Source organism: Paraglaciecola sp. 20A4 (genome assembly GCF_011378905.1).
Classification (GTDB): domain Bacteria; phylum Pseudomonadota; class Gammaproteobacteria; order Enterobacterales; family Alteromonadaceae; genus Paraglaciecola.
Genome location: NZ_WTPY01000008.1, coordinates 106,299 through 124,149, shown reverse-complemented (window position 1 = coordinate 124,149; position 17,851 = coordinate 106,299). Strand labels below are relative to the sequence as shown.

At 42.6% G+C, this 17,851-nt stretch carries 18 protein-coding genes; 13 read left to right on the top strand and 5 right to left on the bottom strand.

The genetic code is table 11. The annotated features are described in order from the left end of the window. The first annotated feature begins 3 nt into the window (after positions 1-3). Positions 4-945: a protein translocase subunit SecF gene (secF, locus tag GQS54_RS10705; protein WP_166423974.1), complete on the top strand. Its 942-nt coding sequence runs from the start codon at positions 4-6 to the stop codon at positions 943-945. 215 nt (positions 946-1,160) lie between these two features. On the opposite strand, the gene suhB is transcribed toward secF, so the two are convergent. Then, a complete protein-coding gene (gene suhB / locus GQS54_RS10700) occupies positions 1,161-1,940 on the bottom strand; it encodes an inositol-1-monophosphatase (RefSeq protein ID WP_166423973.1) in 780 nt (259 codons plus the stop codon). 183 nt (positions 1,941-2,123) lie between these two features. Between suhB and GQS54_RS10695 the strand changes: the two genes are divergently transcribed. The 11 genes from GQS54_RS10695 to GQS54_RS10645 all read left to right on the top strand — a co-directional run bounded on the left by GQS54_RS10695 (position 2,124) and on the right by GQS54_RS10645 (position 10,239). Continuing rightward, complete coding sequence (locus tag GQS54_RS10695; protein ID WP_166423972.1) at positions 2,124-2,507, top strand: VOC family protein; 384 nt, start codon at positions 2,124-2,126, stop codon at positions 2,505-2,507. A gap of 206 nt (positions 2,508-2,713) precedes the next feature. Further along, the gene (gene trmJ, locus GQS54_RS10690) at positions 2,714-3,436 is read left to right on the top strand and encodes a tRNA (cytosine(32)/uridine(32)-2'-O)-methyltransferase TrmJ (protein WP_166424016.1); all 723 of its coding nucleotides are present in this window, start codon (positions 2,714-2,716) and stop codon (positions 3,434-3,436) included. Positions 3,437-3,438: 2 nt separating this feature from the next. Further along, positions 3,439-4,242, top strand: coding sequence for a serine O-acetyltransferase (gene cysE / locus GQS54_RS10685; protein ID WP_166423971.1), 804 nt, complete (start codon positions 3,439-3,441; stop codon positions 4,240-4,242). A gap of 126 nt (positions 4,243-4,368) precedes the next feature. Further along, positions 4,369-4,854 carry a Fe-S cluster assembly transcriptional regulator IscR gene (gene iscR / locus GQS54_RS10680; RefSeq protein ID WP_166423970.1) on the top strand — a complete coding sequence of 162 codons (486 nt, stop codon included), beginning with the start codon at positions 4,369-4,371 and terminating at the stop codon, positions 4,852-4,854. Between the two features lie 16 nt (positions 4,855-4,870). Continuing rightward, positions 4,871-6,094 carry an IscS subfamily cysteine desulfurase gene (locus tag GQS54_RS10675; RefSeq protein ID WP_166423969.1) on the top strand — a complete coding sequence of 408 codons (1,224 nt, stop codon included), beginning with the start codon at positions 4,871-4,873 and terminating at the stop codon, positions 6,092-6,094. 62 nt (positions 6,095-6,156) lie between these two features. After that, positions 6,157-6,537, top strand: coding sequence for a Fe-S cluster assembly scaffold IscU (gene iscU / locus GQS54_RS10670; protein ID WP_158769132.1), 381 nt, complete (start codon positions 6,157-6,159; stop codon positions 6,535-6,537). A 23-nt stretch (positions 6,538-6,560) separates the two neighbouring features. Beyond that, entirely contained in the window at positions 6,561-6,884 is a 324-nt protein-coding gene (gene iscA, locus GQS54_RS10665) for an iron-sulfur cluster assembly protein IscA (RefSeq protein WP_006992096.1), read from the top strand. A 115-nt stretch (positions 6,885-6,999) separates the two neighbouring features. Further along, positions 7,000-7,527: a co-chaperone HscB gene (gene hscB / locus GQS54_RS10660; protein WP_166423968.1), complete on the top strand. Its 528-nt coding sequence runs from the start codon at positions 7,000-7,002 to the stop codon at positions 7,525-7,527. Between the two features lie 21 nt (positions 7,528-7,548). Further along, positions 7,549-9,417, top strand: coding sequence for a Fe-S protein assembly chaperone HscA (gene hscA, locus GQS54_RS10655; RefSeq protein WP_166423967.1), 1,869 nt, complete (start codon positions 7,549-7,551; stop codon positions 9,415-9,417). 48 nt (positions 9,418-9,465) lie between these two features. Further along, complete coding sequence (fdx, locus tag GQS54_RS10650) at positions 9,466-9,804, top strand: ISC system 2Fe-2S type ferredoxin (RefSeq protein ID WP_166423966.1); 339 nt, start codon at positions 9,466-9,468, stop codon at positions 9,802-9,804. A 144-nt stretch (positions 9,805-9,948) separates the two neighbouring features. Continuing rightward, on the top strand, positions 9,949-10,239 hold the full coding sequence (locus GQS54_RS10645; protein WP_166423965.1) for a YebG family protein: 291 nt from the start codon (positions 9,949-9,951) through the stop codon (positions 10,237-10,239). A 168-nt stretch (positions 10,240-10,407) separates the two neighbouring features. On the opposite strand, the gene GQS54_RS10640 is transcribed toward GQS54_RS10645, so the two are convergent. The 4 genes from GQS54_RS10640 to map all read right to left on the bottom strand — a co-directional run bounded on the left by GQS54_RS10640 (position 10,408) and on the right by map (position 16,767). Continuing rightward, positions 10,408-12,168 (bottom strand): lysophospholipid acyltransferase family protein, encoded by a 1,761-nt coding sequence (locus tag GQS54_RS10640; protein WP_166423964.1) that lies wholly within the window; start codon positions 12,166-12,168, stop codon positions 10,408-10,410. A gap of 101 nt (positions 12,169-12,269) precedes the next feature. Further along, positions 12,270-13,088, bottom strand: a complete 819-nt coding sequence (locus GQS54_RS10635; RefSeq protein ID WP_166423963.1) for a UDP-2,3-diacylglucosamine diphosphatase — start codon at positions 13,086-13,088, stop codon at positions 12,270-12,272. 126 nt (positions 13,089-13,214) lie between these two features. Then, positions 13,215-15,827: a [protein-PII] uridylyltransferase gene (gene glnD, locus GQS54_RS10630; protein ID WP_166423962.1), complete on the bottom strand. Its 2,613-nt coding sequence runs from the start codon at positions 15,825-15,827 to the stop codon at positions 13,215-13,217. A 148-nt stretch (positions 15,828-15,975) separates the two neighbouring features. Further along, positions 15,976-16,767, bottom strand: a complete 792-nt coding sequence (gene map / locus GQS54_RS10625) for a type I methionyl aminopeptidase (protein ID WP_166423961.1) — start codon at positions 16,765-16,767, stop codon at positions 15,976-15,978. A 312-nt stretch (positions 16,768-17,079) separates the two neighbouring features. On the opposite strand from map, the gene rpsB reads away from it, so the two are divergent. After that, entirely contained in the window at positions 17,080-17,811 is a 732-nt protein-coding gene (rpsB, locus tag GQS54_RS10620; protein WP_158769141.1) for a 30S ribosomal protein S2, read from the top strand. Positions 17,812-17,851: the final 40 nt, after the last annotated feature.

The following is a 17,851-nucleotide window of genomic DNA, read 5'->3' as shown; positions in this document are numbered from 1 at the left end:
AATATGCAATTGTTAAATATGAAAGATACAGTTGGTTTTATGTCGTTACGCGTTCCTGCGGCGATATTTTCAGCCCTACTGGTCATTGGTTCGTTAGTCTCATTAGGCGTTAATCAACTTAATTGGGGGCTAGATTTCACTGGTGGTACACAAATTGAAATGCGTTATGAAGGCGTTGCGGATTTAGATGCCATTCGTGCTGATTTAACTCAGGCTGGTTTCAATGAACCCATTGTTCAAAACTATGGCAGTAGTCAAGATGTACTTATTCGTATTGCGCCTATTGAAGGCGTGAAAAATGTCGAAATAGGTGACAGTGTCGTCAATGCATTACAGGCTGCTGTACCAGGCACTGAGAAACGCGGTATAGCCTTTGTAGGGCCTAATATTGGCGATGAACTTGCAGAGCAGGGCGGACTCGCTATGCTGGTTTCTTTACTCTGTATTTTAGTTTATGTCGCTATGCGCTTTGAATGGCGTTTCGCACTGGGCTCAGTTATTGCTTTGGCCCATGACGTTATTGTTACCCTAGGTTTGTTCTCTATCTTGCATCTGGAATTTGATTTAACGGTTTTGGCCGCAGTGCTCGCAGTTATCGGTTATTCATTAAACGATACGATAGTTGTCTCTGACAGGATCCGTGAAAACTTCCGTAAAATACGTAATGCCGATACTGAAGAAATTATCAATATTTCATTAACGCAAACATTGAATCGAACCATTATTACGTCTATGACTACTGTATTGGTGTTAATGTCATTGTTCTTCTTAGGTGGGGCAACCATTCATGGGTTTGCAACAGCCTTATTATTTGGTGTCATTATCGGGACTTACTCTTCAATTTATGTCGCCAGTTTAGTGGCACTTTGGCTAGGGGTGAGTCGTGAAGACTTGATGCCAACCGAGATTGAAAAAGAAGGTGCTGACCAAGATTCTATGCTGTAATTTAAAATATATGAGATTCGTCTGGTAAAGATTTACAGTACAAAATCTGCAAGCCGCTTAAGTGATTAAGCGGCTTTTTTATTGGGCTGACATTAACGTCGATATATGGTGAACGAAGGACTAAATTGGGCATGGAGAGAGGTCTTCAATAACCTCTAGACATAAAAAAACGAGTCATAAGACTCGCTTTTATTAAACTAAATCGTTCTGCTAAATTAACCTTTCAAGTGTTTAACCAAAGTTTGAACTACTTTCGCACTTCCAGCAACAATCTCACCCTTTTGGATTGGGTCGTTGCCACCTTTAAAGTCGGTGACTAATCCGCCTGATTCACGCACCAGTAATTCACCGGCAGCGATATCCCAAGGCTTTAAACCGCTTTCCCAGTAACCGTCATAACGGCCTGCAGCAACGTAGGCTAAATCAAGCGCGGCTGAACCACTGCGTCGAATATCGCCAGCTTGGAAAAATATCTTACGGAAGCTTTCTAAGTAAGTGGGTAACGATTCTTTGTTCTTATAAGGTAACGCGGTAGCTAGAATGGTTTGACCTAGTTCTTTAGCTTTACTTGAGCGAATGCGATAACCGTTAAGTTGCGCGCCAGCGCCTTTGCTTGCAGTGAACAACTCACCACGAATTGGATCGAAAACCACTGCTTGGTCTAAGCGGCCTTTATGCATAAGTGCTATCGAGACTGCGAAGTGGGGGATTCCCTTGATAAAATTGGTGGTGCCATCTAGCGGGTCGATGATCCATTTATAATCACTTTCGCTACCTTCAACTACGCCACCTTCTTCACCAACGAAACAGTGATCTGGGTAAGATTGCTGAATTTTGTGAATAATTGCTTGCTCTGCTTCTTTGTCAATTCGCGTAACAAAATCGTTACTGCCTTTGGCTTCAATCATCAATTCAGATTGATTTTCAAAACCACGAGCAATGACATTGCCCGCAGAACGCGCTGCGCGCACTGCTATATTCAGCATAGGATGCATAGTAAAACCACCAATTTTAAAAGAACGTTAAGATACATATTTGCCAGCGTTAGAGAATTACATTAACGCTGAACAAAAAATCGCCGCGCAGTTTACCAAAATACAGATAATTAGCAATGATAATCTGTCTTGGATAAAAATTATGTTAGCGTATTATCTTCATAATTATTGATTGGAAGTTACATGTTTAACGGAATACACCACGTTGCGATAATTTGTTCAGACTATGAACGTTCAAAGCATTTTTACACTGACATTTTAGGATTGACCATTATTGCCGAAAATTATCGAGCCCAACGTGAATCCTACAAGTTAGACTTAGCACTTCCTGATGGAGGGCAAATTGAACTGTTTTCATTTCCAGATGCGCCATCTCGTCCTAGCCGACCGGAAGCGCAGGGGTTACGCCATTTAGCGTTTTTTGTCGATAATGTTGAAGAGTGTGCTGCTAAGTTAACTGCCAAAGGGATAGAAGTTGAAGCGATTAGAATAGATGAATATACCGGCAAGGCATTTACGTTTTTCGCGGATCCCGACGGACTACCGTTGGAATTATATCAAGCCTGACATTTGATCGGGAGCGTCAGTTTCTTAAGGTAGTAGTGCAGGAAAACCTGCGAGGTAAGCGCGTGTATTGTTAACTAGCACTTATCCAAATACCTCAGTGTGTCTAAAAGTGTTGCTTTGTGCCCCGCGCCTGCGCTACCGCAGACGATAAAATGTGCTATTATGCGCGCCCTAAAATCCCCAACAACGTCAGACAATTGCTCGCTATGCTTGAAAATATTAAAATCGTTTTGGTTAACACATCTCATACAGGCAATATTGGCTCGGCTGCTCGGGCCATGAAAACGATGGGCTTGAGTCAGTTGATTTTGGTTGACCCTGTTGCACCTCCTGATGGTAAGTCTAGTGCACTCGCAGCTGGTGCTGGGGATGTGTTAGCCAATGCAACAATTGTATCTAGCGTTGCTGAAGCTGTCGCTGGCTGTGGGTTAGTTGTCGGCACTAGCGCTCGTTCTCGCACGTTGTCATGGCCTATGCTTGAACCCCGAGGATGTGGCGAAAAGCTGGTGGCTGAAGTCCCCAACTATCCTGTTGCCCTGGTATTTGGTCGTGAAAACAATGGGTTAAGTAATGATGAGTTACAGCAGTGCCATTTCCACGTATGTATTCCTGCTAATCCTGAATACAGTTCGTTAAACTTAGCGGCTGCGGTTCAAACATTATGTTACGAAATTCGCATGGCGCATTTAGATCAAACTCGTCGCGAACAAGTTCAGGCGGAATACCCATTAGCGGAAGATCTAGAGGGTTTTTATAGCCATTTGGAACAAACCCTCTATAAAACGAATTTCATCATTCCCAAACATCCGGGTATGGTCATGAGTAAATTACGGCGTCTATTCAATCGAGCTCGCCCAGAAACACAAGAGCTGAACATATTACGCGGCATTTTAGCTTCCATTGAAAAGACCAGCAAAGACAGCAAATAATCATGTTTGAACGCATTAAAGAAGATATTACCAGTGTATTTCATCGTGATCCTGCGGCGCGCAATCGTTTTGAAATTATCACTAATTATCCTGGTCTCCACGCGATCTGGATCCACCGTCTTAGCCATCGTCTTTGGAAAGCCAATTGGAAGTGGCTAGCCCGCAGTTTATCCACCTTTTCCCGCTGGGCTACGGGGATTGAAATTCATCCCGGTGCAAAGTTAGGTAGACGTTTTTTTATCGATCATGGCATGGGTGTTGTGATCGGTGAGACGGCTGAAATAGGCAATGACGTGACGCTTTATCACGGAGTGACCTTAGGTGGAACCGCTTGGACACCCGGCAAACGCCATCCAACCCTAGAAGATAATGTGGTTATCGGAGCGGGTGCTAAGATTCTTGGGCCAATCACCATGCATAAAGGTGTCAAGGTGGGTTCAAACTCTGTAGTCGTCAAAGATGCACCTGCAGGCGCGACCGTGGTGGGGATCCCTGGACGCATTGTTATGCCAGCTGCAAAGACTGAGCAGAACGGACACCGCGCAAAAATTGCCCGTAAATATGGTTTCGATGCTTATGCCGTATCTACCGAAAACCCAGACCCGGTAGCTAATGCGATTGGGCTGATGCTCGATCATGTTCATCTAATTGATACGAAAGTTGAAGAGATGTGTAAAGAAATTAACAATATGGGGGGAAGCGTATGTGGGAAATCGTTGCCCACGCTTGAAATAGATAGTTTTGATGAGCATTTAACACCCGCCGAAAAGGAAACTGCAAGTGCATCCTTTGACCCACAAATTTAGGGGGACTGGTTTAAAATGGTATGTTTGAAGTAGCACATAATACTTGACTAAAACAGTAGGATAAATACTTGACTAAATTAGTCGGGTTTGGGACAATAGCCACAAGTTTTTAGCTAGGTGTTCAATATGAAATTAACTTCTAAAGGTCGTTACGCTGTTACAGCAATGTTGGATGTAGCGTTACATTCACAGCGCGGTCCCGTGTCGTTAGCTGATATATCTGAGCGCCAAGAAATATCGTTATCTTATTTAGAGCAACTTTTTTCACGCCTCCGTAGAGAAAAACTAGTGGACAGTGTTCGCGGCCCTGGTGGCGGATACAAGCTTGGGCGTCAACCAAGTGAAATACCTATCGGTGAAGTGATTAGAGCAGTAGATGAGTCTGTAGACGCGACTCGTTGCCAAGGACAGTCCGATTGCCAAGGTGGTGAGCGTTGCTTGACACATAGTTTGTGGCAAGACTTGAGTGAGCGTATCAGTAATTTTCTTGATGGCATCACCCTTGGTGAACTCATGGCACAGCATGACGTGAAATTAGTCGCAAATAGACAAGATAAAACGAAACATCTTAATTATATTGCCAGCCATGAAATCGAAGTGAGTTTGCAATAAATAAGCGGAGTAAACAATGAGCGACCTTAAGTTACCAATTTATTTAGATTATTCGTCAACCACCCCAGTTGACCCTCGCGTTGCTGCCAAAATGGCAGAATGTTTAACCAACGAAGGCAACTTTGGTAATCCTGCATCTCGTTCACACCGTTTCGGCTGGGTAGCAGAAGAAGCCGTTGACGTTGCGCGTAATCAAATCGCTGATTTAGTTAACGCTGACCCTCGTGAGATTGTTTTTACCTCTGGTGCTACAGAATCAAATAACCTTGCGATTAAAGGTGCAGCGCATTTTTATAGTAAAAAAGGTAAGCATATCATCACGGTTAAAACTGAACATAAAGCGGTACTTGATACCTGCCGTCAGTTAGAGCGTGAGGGTTTTGAAGTCACTTATTTAGATCCTGAACCGAATGGTTTGGTTGATATCAAAAAGTTTACTGCGGCCATTCGCCCAGACACTATTCTTGCTAGCGTAATGCACGTAAACAACGAAATTGGTGTGATTCAAGATATTGCCGCGCTTGGCGAAATCTGTCGTGAACATAAAGTTCTCTTTCACGTAGATGCTGCGCAAAGTACGGGTAAAGTCGCCATTGATTTGCAAACGCTAAAAGTGGATATGATGTCGTTTTCTGCCCATAAATCCTACGGGCCAAAAGGCATAGGCGCGCTCTACGTTAGTCGTAAACCTCGCGTTCGCTTAGAAGCGCAAATGCATGGCGGCGGGCATGAGCGTGGTATGCGCTCAGGCACCATGGCTACTCATCAAATCGTGGGTATGGGTGAAGCATTTCGTATCGCTAAAGAAGAAATGGCCACTGAAAACGAACGTATCTTGATGCTTCGTAATCGCTTATGGGATGGCATTAAAGATATTGAAGCTGTTTACATCAATGGTGATATAGAGCATCGCGTTGCGGCCAACCTAAATGTAAGTTTCGCATTTGTAGAAGGTGAGTCATTGATTATGGCGCTTAAAGATATGGCCGTATCTTCTGGTTCGGCTTGTACATCTGCTAGTTTAGAGCCCTCTTATGTGCTTCGCGCATTAGGCTTAAACGATGAACTTGCGCATAGCTCAATTCGTTTCACGATTGGTCGTTTTACCACTGAAGCTGAAATTGACCATGTTATTAGCGTAGTACGTAACGCTATTGATAAATTACGTGACATGTCTCCATTGTGGGATATGTACAAAGAAGGCGTTGATTTAAGTACTGTTGAGTGGGCTCACCACTAATATTTTAATCAACCAATAGAATTTACAGCAAGGCAAATGCCTTCACTAATGAGGTAACCATCATGGCTTACAGCGAAAAAGTAATCGATCACTACGAAAATCCACGTAACGTGGGTGGCTTTGACAAGAACGACCCTAGTATTGCTACGGGTATGGTAGGCGCACCTGCATGTGGTGACGTTATGAAATTGCAATTGAAGATAGGGCCAAACGGTATTATTGAAGATGCAAAATTCAAGACCTATGGTTGTGGTTCAGCTATCGCATCTAGTTCTTTGGTTACCGAGTGGGTTAAAGGTAAATCAATTGACGAAGCGGTGAAGATTTCGAATACCGATATCGCTGAAGAGCTTGCCTTACCGCCAGTTAAGATTCACTGCTCAATTTTGGCTGAAGATGCCATTAAAGCTGCAGTAGAAGATTATAAAAAGAAACATCAGTAAACGTTACAGAAAAGGAGACCATTGTGGGGATTAAAATTTCTGAGGCTGCGGCACAACGGGCATCTAGCTTTCTGCAAAACAGAGGCTCAGGGCTAGGCTTGCGCTTAGGAGTAAAAACCACCGGTTGCTCTGGCTTAGCGTACGTTTTGGAATTTGTTGACGAGCTTAACGAAGATGACCATGTTTTCGAAGATAATGGCGTTAAAATTATTATCGACGGAAAAAGTTTGGTTTATCTTGATGGTACTGAGTTGGATTTTGCCAAAGAAGGCTTAAATGAAGGATTCCAATTTAATAATCCTAACGCGAACGGCGAGTGCGGCTGCGGCGAAAGTTTCAACGTATAGTGACAAATAGCAGGCTCTTTGAGCCTGCTTTCATATACCACACTAGTGTAGCACGACGTTGAACAGCGTGGCTGTTGACACCTTCCTAGACCAAACTCAAAAGACGCTGATTGATATGAATTATTTTGTGCTATTCAACTTAACGCCTTCATTTGTCATTGATACCACCGCTTTAGTGGCCACTTATCAACAGCTGCAGAAGCTCACTCATCCAGATAAGTTTGCCACTGCCAGTGATCGTGACAAGCTGATTGCGTTACAAAAAAATTCTCAAGTAAACGATGGGTATCAAGTTCTTAAGAAACCTCTTAGCCGCGCTGAACATATACTTGAATTGCGTGGGGTCGAATTGCAGCACGAGCAAAAGACCATGCAAGATGGTGCATTTTTGATGCAGCAAATGGAATGGCGCGAGCAACTTGAAGATGCCCAACACACTGATGAGCCGTTAGCGGCGTTAGAAGAGTTGGACGACGAAGTTGCTCAGGATATCAAAACGCTACTGAGTGAACTAGGTTCCTTGCTTGAAGAGACAGATGATGCAGCAAATGAAAGTGCTGCAAATCGAGTGCGTAAACTGAAATTTCTATATAAGTTACGTCACGAAATTGAACTCAAAGAAGACGCACTAAGCGACTTTTGAACTAATTAAACGGCTTTTATTATGGCATTTCTCCAAATTGCAGAACCAGGTCTAAGTGCGGCTCCTCACCAGCGAAAAATTGCGGTAGGTATCGATTTAGGCACAACGAATTCATTAGTTGCCACTGTACGCAGCGGTAAAGCTGAAACCTTAGGTGATGCTAACAATCAACATCTTTTGCCCTCGGTCGTCAGTTACAGGGACGATAGTGTCATCGTAGGAGAGCAAGCTAAACGTGATGCAAGTTTAGACCCTGCCAATACGGTTGTATCGGTGAAGCGGTTTTTAGGGCGTAGCTTGAAAGATATTCGCAACAGCTATCCAGATTTGCCATACGATTTTGATGAATCAAATCTAAATTCTCCCCTGTTGAATGTGGGTGGACGTAAGGTTAATCCTGTTCAAGTGTCTGCTGATATTTTAACCGCATTACGTTTACGTGCTGAGCAAAGCTTAGGCGAGGAGCTCAGTGGCGCGGTTGTCACTGTGCCTGCTTATTTCGATGATGCACAGCGACAGGGTACGAAAGATGCTGCTCAATTAGCAGGCTTAAAAGTGCTTCGTTTACTTAATGAGCCAACAGCAGCCGCTATTGCTTATGGATTAGATTCGGCTCAAGAGGGTGTAATCGCAGTTTATGATCTTGGTGGTGGCACGTTTGATATATCGATTTTACGCCTCAGTAAAGGCGTGTTTGAAGTGCTCGCAACAGGCGGCGATTCTGCTTTAGGTGGTGACGACTTTGACCATAAGATAGTCGCTTACTTTCGTCAGCAACTTTCTTTAACGGGTGAATTATCGAAGCGCTTGCACCGAGTTTTATTAGATAAAGCCAAGATCGCTAAAGAGACGTTAAGTGACAGCACTTCTGTAACGATTGAGCTCGAAGATGACAGCCGACAAACCAGAGAAATATCAATCAGTCGTGATGTATTTGAAGGACTGATAGCCGATTTAGTCAAAAATACATTACGTGCCTGTCGTCGAGCCATTAAAGATGCTGAACTCGACAAAGTTGAAGTGTTAGAAGTGGTAATGGTTGGCGGCTCTACTCGGGTTCCTTACGTGAGAGAGCAGGTAGGCGCTTTTTTTGAACGTGAGCCATTGACCTCAATCGACCCAGATAAAGTGGTCGCAATTGGTGCATCAATACAAGCCGATATTTTGGTGGGTAACAAACCTGATGGTGAGATGCTGCTATTAGATGTTTTACCTTTATCGCTCGGTATCGAAACCATGGGTGGGTTGGTCGAAAAGATTATTCATCGCAATACCACTATCCCTGTGGCCAAAGCACAAGAATTTACCACTTTCAAAGATGGCCAAACAGCCATGATGGTGCATGTGCTTCAAGGCGAACGAGAACTCGTAGATGATTGTCGTTCACTGGCTAAATTTACTTTGCGTGGTATTCCGCCTATGGCTGCTGGTGCAGCGCACATTCGGGTAACATTTCAAGTCGATGCTGATGGCCTGTTAAATGTTATGGCCATGGAAAAATCCAGTGGTGTGCAGGCTGAGATCCAAGTTAAGCCGTCGTATGGGCTTGATGAAACACAAATTAGCGACATGTTAAAAGCGTCAATGCAAAATGCCACAGGTGATATGCAAGCTCGTATGCTCAAAGAGCAACAAGTGGAAGCTGCGCGAGTACACGAAGCCCTTCAAGCTGCATTAGGTGCTGATGGAGCTGAGCTATTAACTACTGGCGAGATTAAGACGATTCAAGCTAGCTTAGACGTGCTTAATGAAGCTGGTAAAAATGATGATATTGATGCCATTAAGTTAGCAATTAAAGCAGCGGATGAAGCTAGCCAAGTATTTGCTGAGAAACGTATGGATCATTCGATCAAAAAAGCGTTAGCCGGTCATACGGTTGATAGTATTTAATCTTATATTGCGTCAGAACATAAATTTTCGATTTAGAGGAAACCAAAGATGCCACAAGTAATTTTTTTACCCCATGCTGAGCTTTGCCCTGATGGAGCCGTTTTGGAAGCGCCAAGTGGTACTACTGTGCTTGATGTGGCGCTAAAAAATGGAATCGATATTGAACATGCATGCGAGAAATCTTGTGCATGCACAACGTGCCATATCGTTATTCGAGAAGGTTTTGAATCACTTGATGAAAGTGACGAGCTTGAAGATGATATGTTAGACAAAGCGTGGGGACTAGAGCCAGACTCTCGCTTAGGTTGCCAAGCTATTATTAAAGATGAAGATCTAGTGGTTGAAATACCGCGCTACACCGTCAATCAAGTGAGTGAAGGCCATTAACATTGTGCCACGCGATATTTAATAAATAATAAACCAGCCTCGAGCTGGTTTTTTTATAGTCGTGTTGGGGGGTATGAATAATGCTGTACATAAAAACAGGTGTTGTGTTATATTTTGTACAGACACGCAATTGAGGATACAAAGATGGCCATTATTACTAGATACGTCGTTGAGCATAAAGGGGTTGAAAAGTTTGTGACCGCAGATAAAAAAGAGGCTGATAAGTACGATAAAATGCTGGAGGTAGCGGATAACTTGGCTGAATATATCGAAGCTAAGGGAATGAAGTTTGAGCCTGACGTATTAGAAGATTTGGCGATCATGCTGTCTAAAAATAAAGATGCTTTAGCTAAGTTATTTAAAGGTACCGAAGCGAAGGCTGTATTGTCTGATGAGAAAGCGGACGTAGTGGCCTTAGGAAAGAAGAAAGCGTAAATCAGAAGTGTAGTTTAAAACTCACTAAAAGCCCCTTGATATTGCCAACACGAAAAGCGACTTAACGTCGCTTTTCGTGTTTTTGCAGCAATGTGTAGTAGGGCCTATTTATCTGCGGTAACGACTACTTGTCAGACTAGAGCTAACGAACACGTTTCATATGAGCAGCTAACGTGCACTTATGAGTGACTCTTTCTCAATTTTGTGTTCTTTCTTTTTAGTTTTTTCTTTTTCAGGCATGTAGCGAGCACGTTTCTTCGCTTTAAGTTTATGAATATCAGCCAGCACTAAACCATCGATACAATTCGCAAAGTCTGCGTCTATATTAAAGTCTAAGAAGTGGATCCCGCCGTCTTCATAGGTTTCAGTGTATTGTTTATAAAGCGTAGGCACTGATACCCCTATATTCGCTAACAGGTGTTTGAGCAAGGTAAAGTCCTTCTTGTAATCACTGCCAATAAAGGTCTCAGCTAAGTCGCTGGGCAGGCAATATGGCGTTTTTGACGTCGCTATAACATCTGTATGAGTGAAGTATAAGCGGTAAAATTGAACAAGTAAGTCTTTGGCAGCCTTGGGATATGTATCGCTTAATGAGACAGGACCAAACAAATAACGATAATCAGGATGACGTTCTAAAAACGCACCTATGCCATACCACAAGTAATCGAGACTGCGTTTACCCCAATAACGAGGTTGTACAAAGCTGCGCCCTAGCTCTAAACCCTGTTCAAAATAGGGATGCATCTTGTCTCCGTAATTAAACAAGGATGCTGAGTACAACCCATCAACTCCGTACTGACTTAATAGTTTTTTTGCGTCACCGAAACGATAGGCGCCAGCAATTTCTAAATCGTCAGCGTCCCAGAGGATCAAATGAAAGTAGTGGATATCATATTGATCTATATCTCTGCGACGATTACTCCCTTCGCCAACGGCTCGAAATGCTATTTCTCGTAACCGACCAATTTCCCGCATGATTGGCGAGCTGCCGTTATAGCGATATAAATAAATCGCTTTTTCGTCTGTAGTCTTACCTAAATACTCACAATCTCGTTTGATCGATTGGCTAAGTTCTGTTCTATTTTCGGGCAGCGCAATGGCCTTTTGCGTTGCAAAAATACCAGATTTACCCATGCCGATACGATACAAGTGTTTCTTCAATAGTCGAACTTGTTGTAAGCGGTTAATTTTATCGTTTGCGTAGGAATCAAACGGGATGATTTCGCCTATACGCATAGGAAGATGCTTACGTTTTTGTTTAAACATTTCTGTTACTAACAGCATGCTAGCGAGGGGCTTGTATAACATTGATATACCGTAAAATAACGGTGAATTTTTGGCGTCAATAAATACCGGGACAATAGGGGCTTTGGCTTGGCGAGCAATACGCAAGAAACCACTATTCCAATGTGTGTCGCGAATGCCTTGAGGTCTTAAGCGTGACACCTCTCCAGCGGGAAATATTAATAAGGCTCCTTCTCCCTCCAGATGTTGTTGAATATTAAGGATATGATCTTTTGCTGTGCCGCCATGCATATTATTAACGGGCAATAACATGCAGTGTAGCGGGTCGATTGTCATTAACATCTGATTGGCAACGACTTTTACATCCGTTCTAACTTCACTGACAAGTTTGATTAGGGCTAAGGCATCTAATGATCCAATAGGATGGTTAGCGATAATAATCAGACGGCCTCGGCTTTGAATATGTTCACGTTCATTATCACGAACTGAATAACTGACATTAAAATACTCTAGGACTTGCTCCACAAATTCTAATCCCCGATGGTGAGGATAACTTTGGGCAAACTCATGCATTTCTCGCTCATGGAGTAAATGGCGCAATACAAAGCTAACTGACTTAAATAACCAAGGTTTTTGCGTGACTTTAGGATAGTGTTTATGTAAGACGTCAGTAACCGTGAACATGGGAGCAACCTGCCTAATGTTATTTGGCCCCATATTAGCCGCACAATATGACGCTTTAGTGCCAGTAGTATGGCAATTTCATTACACACTCCTCTATTAACTTAAGCCGCTTTATTCTCACTTTTGCCTTTGCTCATTCTTAGATTGAATAGGTTGCTAGCATGTGCGGTCTGGGTCCAATAGACCAATTTCATATCACCGCAGGGTAGCTCAGTTAACGCTGAGCAATTCTCAATCCAATCGCCATCGTTGTAATATTTTATGCCATGGATATCATCTACTTGGGGATGGTGAATATGTCCGCAAATAACGCCGTCCAAGTTCATCTGCACCGCGCGGTTAACGCAGGCATGCTTATAACGTGTTATGGCTTTATTGGCTTCTTTGATATGGCTTTTTAAATAGCCGGCAAGGGACCAATAAGGAAACTTGAGAGCAGCTCTGGCACCGTTGTACCAGCGATTTATAAATAACAGAAAATCGTAAGCCTTGTCGCCTATCCAAGATTGTAGTGGGCCAAAACAGACTTCTTGATCAAATTGATCACCATGGAGTACAAGTAGCTTTCTGCCATCGGCGGTGGTATGAATAATTTCTCTAGTGATTTCTATCTCGCCGAAGGTGATACCAGCGTATTTTTGTAATGGCGCATCATGATTTCCGGGTAAATAAACGACGCGCGTGTCCTCTTTAGATAAACACATCAGCTTATGGAGAACTTGGTTATGGGCATCTGGCCAGCGAAATTGCTTGCTCATCGCCCACATGTCGATGATGTCACCCACCAAGTATAGGGTTTCAATAGTAGAATGATTAAGAAAGTCGAGTAGGTACTCAGCTTTGCAATCTTTACTTCCTAAATGAATATCAGATAGCCACACTGTTCGGTAATGTGCGCGATAAATCAGAGCGTTACTCATATTACTCACCTTTAGCTGTTTAACACTCAGGCTAAAAGTAACGCTTTACAGTAACGTGACGGTAATTTGAAACTATGATGACAGTGGGCTTCGGCTGAACCAAAAGCCCACTCATTAATGAAGAGGCTAGTCGAGCGTTTCAGCTAACCGTTTTTTGAGTTCGACTTCTTGATTTTGGGTTAACGCTTTATTCTCACTGTTACTAATAATAAACAAATCTTCCGCTCGTTCACCTATAGTAGCGATTTTCGCCATTCTCAAAGAGAACTCCATTTCAACCAATAAGTTGCCTACCTTTGCCAAAAGACCTGGGGCATCCAACGCTTCGAGCTCAACTAAGGTGACGTCGGGTTGATTGGAGTAAAAACGCACTTTGGTCGGCACATCTAATTGTTTCATTTGACGAGACATTTTACGGCGGTTTTGGTGCTCAATCCCTGGTTTATTTAATTGGTTAGTTATAGCTTCTTTTAAGCTTGTTAAGCGACTAGGAGACATTATTCTGTCACCATTTTGTTCAAGGATAATGAAACTATCGAAAACATAACCATCGTTGGTCTTCATTATCTGCGCATCGTGAATAGAGCAATTTCTACTATCTAAAACGGATGCAACTTGAGCAAAAAGATTAATTTTATCTTTGCCGTAAACTAAAAGCTCGGTACCAGATTTAGCGGTATGTTCATTTGCATCGACCAATAGAAAATCATCCGTCATAGGGTGAGCTGCTAAAATAACACCCGCATGCCAAGCGATTTGATCTGGTTTAAAGCGGACAAAATAATCCTCTTTTAAGCGCTTCCAAAATTGTTCGACTTGGCTTTCATTAACACCTCGTCCTAATAAGAGTGTTTTCGCTTTGCTTTGGTGAGCATCAATTCGGTCTTGTAAAGCTACCTTGCATTCTAGGCCGTTATCTAGTGCTTTTTGCGTTAGCAAGTATAACTCTCGTAGTAAAGTCGCTTTCCAGTCGTTCCACAGGCTATCGTTTGTAGCGCGAATATCTGCTAACGTCAAAACGTACAAGTGATTTAGATGATTATGGGTGCGCACATTGTTAGTAAATTCATTGATAACACTCGGGTCATATATATCTCTGCGCTGGGCAATGACAGACATCATTAAATGGCTTTCTACTAGCCAAGCAATAAGCTCTGCGTCTTTGTCATTGATATCATGCATAGCACAAAACTCGATTACATCTTGAGCACCCAATTTTGAGTGATCACCATTACGACCTTTACCGATGTCGTGAAAGATAGCAGCAATGTAAAGTAGTTCAGGTTTGTCTAAGTTGCGTACTATACGACTGCAACGAGGAAAATCAGCATTTCCTTGACTGTATTGATGAATATTTTTAACCAATCTATGAGTGTGTTCATCAACGGTGTAAGCATGGAATAAATCGAATTGCATCATGCCAACAATGTGATCCCATTGGGGTAAGTAAGATTGCAATATCCCGTGTTTGTGCATGATATCCCATGCAAGACCGAAAAAATTAGGATGCTGCATTAACTCGATAAACAAGCTGCGGCATCTAGGTTTCTCGCAGTAATATTGGCTATGAAATTTACGCCGCGCATAACGTAACTGACGCAGCACACTAGAATGTAGGCCTTCTACCTGTGGTGTATCAGCAATAAGCAATAAGCATTGCAGAATATCTTCGGGTTCATTAAATACATTGTCATGACGCGTAGCAAGCAATCCGTCATCGATTTCAAAACTAGGGTTGATGATATTCTTGTTTTTAACTTTTATTTTTAGCACATCGTGGCCAAAACGCTGCAACAGCATCTCATTGAGTTCGCTTATTCTGCGTACGGTTCTGAAAAACGATTTCATCATGCGTTCAACGGATGCTTTACCATCATCGCCGTAGCCAAGTCTGCTCGCAACATCATTTTGATAATCAAAGAGTAAGCGGTTTTCACTGCGTTGCGCTTGTAGGTGAAGTGCGAACCGTATACGCCATAAGTTAGAGCGACACTCAAGTAACTCCTGAAATTCTTGTTCAGTGAAATAGCCGCGTTCAACCAACTCTGTGCCTCTTAGCACCTTGAAGTGTTTCTTGGCTATCCAGCCGATATTCTGAATGTCCCGCAAGCAGCCGGGGCTTTCTTTAACGTTTGGCTCAAGGTTGTACGAGGTCCCTTTGAATTTTGAGTGGCGTATTTGTTGTTCTTTTGATTTGGCGATAAAAAAATCTTTGCTGGTCCAGTAGCCGCGCCCATGTAATTTTTTATTAAGCGCTAAAAAGGTATCTTGATTACCGGTGAGTAACCTCGCTTCAACCAAGTTGGTAGCTATCGTGACATCACCTCTAGCGAGTGAAACCGTTTCTTTAATACTACGTACTGATTGCCCGATATCGAGTCCGATATCCCACAAAAAAGTGATGAACTGACCAATGGTGTTTTGCTGAGTTTTCGATAAAGACCCAGGGCTGAGCAGTAATAAATCAATATCAGAATAGGGCTGAAGTTGCCCTCGACCATATCCGCCTACTGCGACCAAGGCTATTTTGGTTTCTTTGTGAAGATCAAGTAATTGCCATGCATGACACAATAATGCGTCCACAAAGGTTGCTCGGCCTGTTATCAAAATGTCTACATCGACTCGTGTAAATTCATTTTCTAACCAACTGTAACTATCACCAATACAGGCTTTAAATGCTGGAATGTTGTCGGTGGATTGAATAAGGTGGATTTTTTCAATTAAGGTTTGCAAAGACAAGATACGTTCCTTTATTCAATGTGATGACAATGTTATTTGGAATAGTGCTCGCTTAAGGTTTATCTATTTACGAAGCCATGACAAATAATTAATTCAAGCAAGAACTAATTATTTATCATAAGCTTAGATAATTCTATCTGGGAAATGCTTAATGATTGATAACGCGATCAATATCTTCATCGTCTCGAAGGGTAAGAATTTCAACCCCTGTTTCTGTCACGAGCAAGGTATGTTCCCACTGCGCACTTAAACTGCGATCTTTCGTTACGACGGTCCAATCATCAGGCAACACCTTTGAATAACGTTTACCTGCATTTACCATCGGCTCTATGGTGAAACACATACCAGCTTCTAAAACTTCACCTGTATTGGGGCGACCGTAATGAACCACCTGAGGTTCTTCGTGGAAATTAGCGCCAATACCATGCCCGCAGTATTCACGGACTATCGAGTAATTATGGCCTTCAGCATGTTGCTGTATAGCATGGCCAATATCCCCCAAACGCACGCCGGGTTTGACCATTTTTATTCCGATATAAAGGGCTTCTTGTGTTACCCGAATTAGACGTTCAGTCATAATGCTGGGTTTACCCACAACAAACATCTTGGATGTATCACCGTGATAACCATCTTTTATGACAGTTACATCTATATTAACACTGTCACCTTCCTTTAATTTTTTATCAGCCGGAATACCATGGCAAATAACATGATTAACTGATGTACAAATTGATTTGGGGAAAGGAGGATTACCATAATTCAATGGGGCAGGGATGGCTTGTTGTTCATTGACAATATAGTCATGACAAAGCCGATTAAGCTCCTCTGTCGTCACACCTTTTTTCACATGTGGGCCAATCATTTGTAATACATCAGCTGCAAGTCGTCCGGCAACTCGCATTTTTTCAATTTCTTGTGCGGTTTTGATAGTAGCAGGCAAAGCAATGTCCTAATTTTTGGGGTATGCAAATAATGTGGTTATATCTTAACTTTTCAAGGCGCTGGTGTATAGCATGTATACGTAAACTTGAATTTATCCTGTTACCATGATATAAAGCGCCCCGCTGAAACGGCTGTTCGTTGTATTGCTCATTTTGAGCATATCATCAAACGGTTATTTACAGCGACTAACCTATAGTTAATAACACACATACATCGACACAGTTTTCGGGGTGTTTGTGCAAGATTCGTCTGCACAGATCGAGAGCTGGGATGTATGGAGGCCTAACCCCATATTAAGGAAACTAATATAATGGCAAATGTATCAATGCGCGACATGCTTCAAGCCGGCGTTCACTTCGGTCACCAAACACGTTACTGGAACCCAAAAATGAAACCTTTCATCTTTGGCGCTCGTAACAAAGTTCACATCATTAACTTAGAAAAAACAGTCCCGTTGTTCAACAATGCGTTGAACTACATTGGCGGTGTTGCTTCTAAGAAAGGTAAAATCCTTTTTGTTGGTACTAAACGCGCAGCAAGTGATGCCGTTCGTGACGCAGCAGTTAAATGTGACCAATTCTACGTTAACAAACGTTGGTTGGGTGGCATGTTGACTAACTGGAAAACAGTTCGTCAATCAATCAAACGCTTGAAAGATCTAGAGCAACAAAGCCAAGACGGTACGTTCGACAAAATCACTAAAAAAGAAGTGCTTATGTTACAACGCGAAATGGCTAAGCTAGAAAACAGCTTGGGCGGAATCAAAAACATGGGTGGTCTTCCTGACTGTCTTTTCGTTGTTGATGCTGACCACGAGCATATTGCGATTACCGAAGCGCGTAACCTTGGTATTCCAGTTGTTTCAATCGTCGACACTAACTCAAATCCAGATGGTGTTGATTACATCATTCCTGGTAACGATGATGCGATCCGTGCAGTTCAACTTTATTTGAACACTGCTGCTGACGCTGTTATCGAAGGTCGTGAGAAAAACATTGAAGTACAGGCTGAAGAAGGTGAGTTTGTTGAAGCTGCTGAGTAATCAGCCTCTTTAATATACCTATTGAGTCAGTCTGTTAATG

Excerpts from the sequence above, each read along its gene's own strand:
- secF (WP_166423974.1), top strand. The coding sequence starts at position 4 with ATGCAATTGTTAAATATGAAAGATACAGTTGGTTTTATGTCGTTACGC.
- suhB (WP_166423973.1), bottom strand. The coding sequence starts at position 1,940 with ATGCATCCTATGCTGAATATAGCAGTGCGCGCAGCGCGTTCTGCGGGC.
- GQS54_RS10695 (WP_166423972.1), top strand. The coding sequence starts at position 2,124 with ATGTTTAACGGAATACACCACGTTGCGATAATTTGTTCAGACTATGAA.
- trmJ (WP_166424016.1), top strand. The coding sequence starts at position 2,714 with ATGCTTGAAAATATTAAAATCGTTTTGGTTAACACATCTCATACAGGC.
- cysE (WP_166423971.1), top strand. The coding sequence starts at position 3,439 with ATGTTTGAACGCATTAAAGAAGATATTACCAGTGTATTTCATCGTGAT.
- iscR (WP_166423970.1), top strand. The coding sequence starts at position 4,369 with ATGAAATTAACTTCTAAAGGTCGTTACGCTGTTACAGCAATGTTGGAT.
- GQS54_RS10675 (WP_166423969.1), top strand. The coding sequence starts at position 4,871 with ATGAGCGACCTTAAGTTACCAATTTATTTAGATTATTCGTCAACCACC.
- iscU (WP_158769132.1), top strand. The coding sequence starts at position 6,157 with ATGGCTTACAGCGAAAAAGTAATCGATCACTACGAAAATCCACGTAAC.
- hscB (WP_166423968.1), top strand. The coding sequence starts at position 7,000 with ATGAATTATTTTGTGCTATTCAACTTAACGCCTTCATTTGTCATTGAT.
- hscA (WP_166423967.1), top strand. The coding sequence starts at position 7,549 with ATGGCATTTCTCCAAATTGCAGAACCAGGTCTAAGTGCGGCTCCTCAC.
- fdx (WP_166423966.1), top strand. The coding sequence starts at position 9,466 with ATGCCACAAGTAATTTTTTTACCCCATGCTGAGCTTTGCCCTGATGGA.
- GQS54_RS10645 (WP_166423965.1), top strand. The coding sequence starts at position 9,949 with ATGGCCATTATTACTAGATACGTCGTTGAGCATAAAGGGGTTGAAAAG.
- GQS54_RS10640 (WP_166423964.1), bottom strand. The coding sequence starts at position 12,168 with ATGTTCACGGTTACTGACGTCTTACATAAACACTATCCTAAAGTCACG.
- GQS54_RS10635 (WP_166423963.1), bottom strand. The coding sequence starts at position 13,088 with ATGAGTAACGCTCTGATTTATCGCGCACATTACCGAACAGTGTGGCTA.
- rpsB (WP_158769141.1), top strand. The coding sequence starts at position 17,080 with ATGGCAAATGTATCAATGCGCGACATGCTTCAAGCCGGCGTTCACTTC.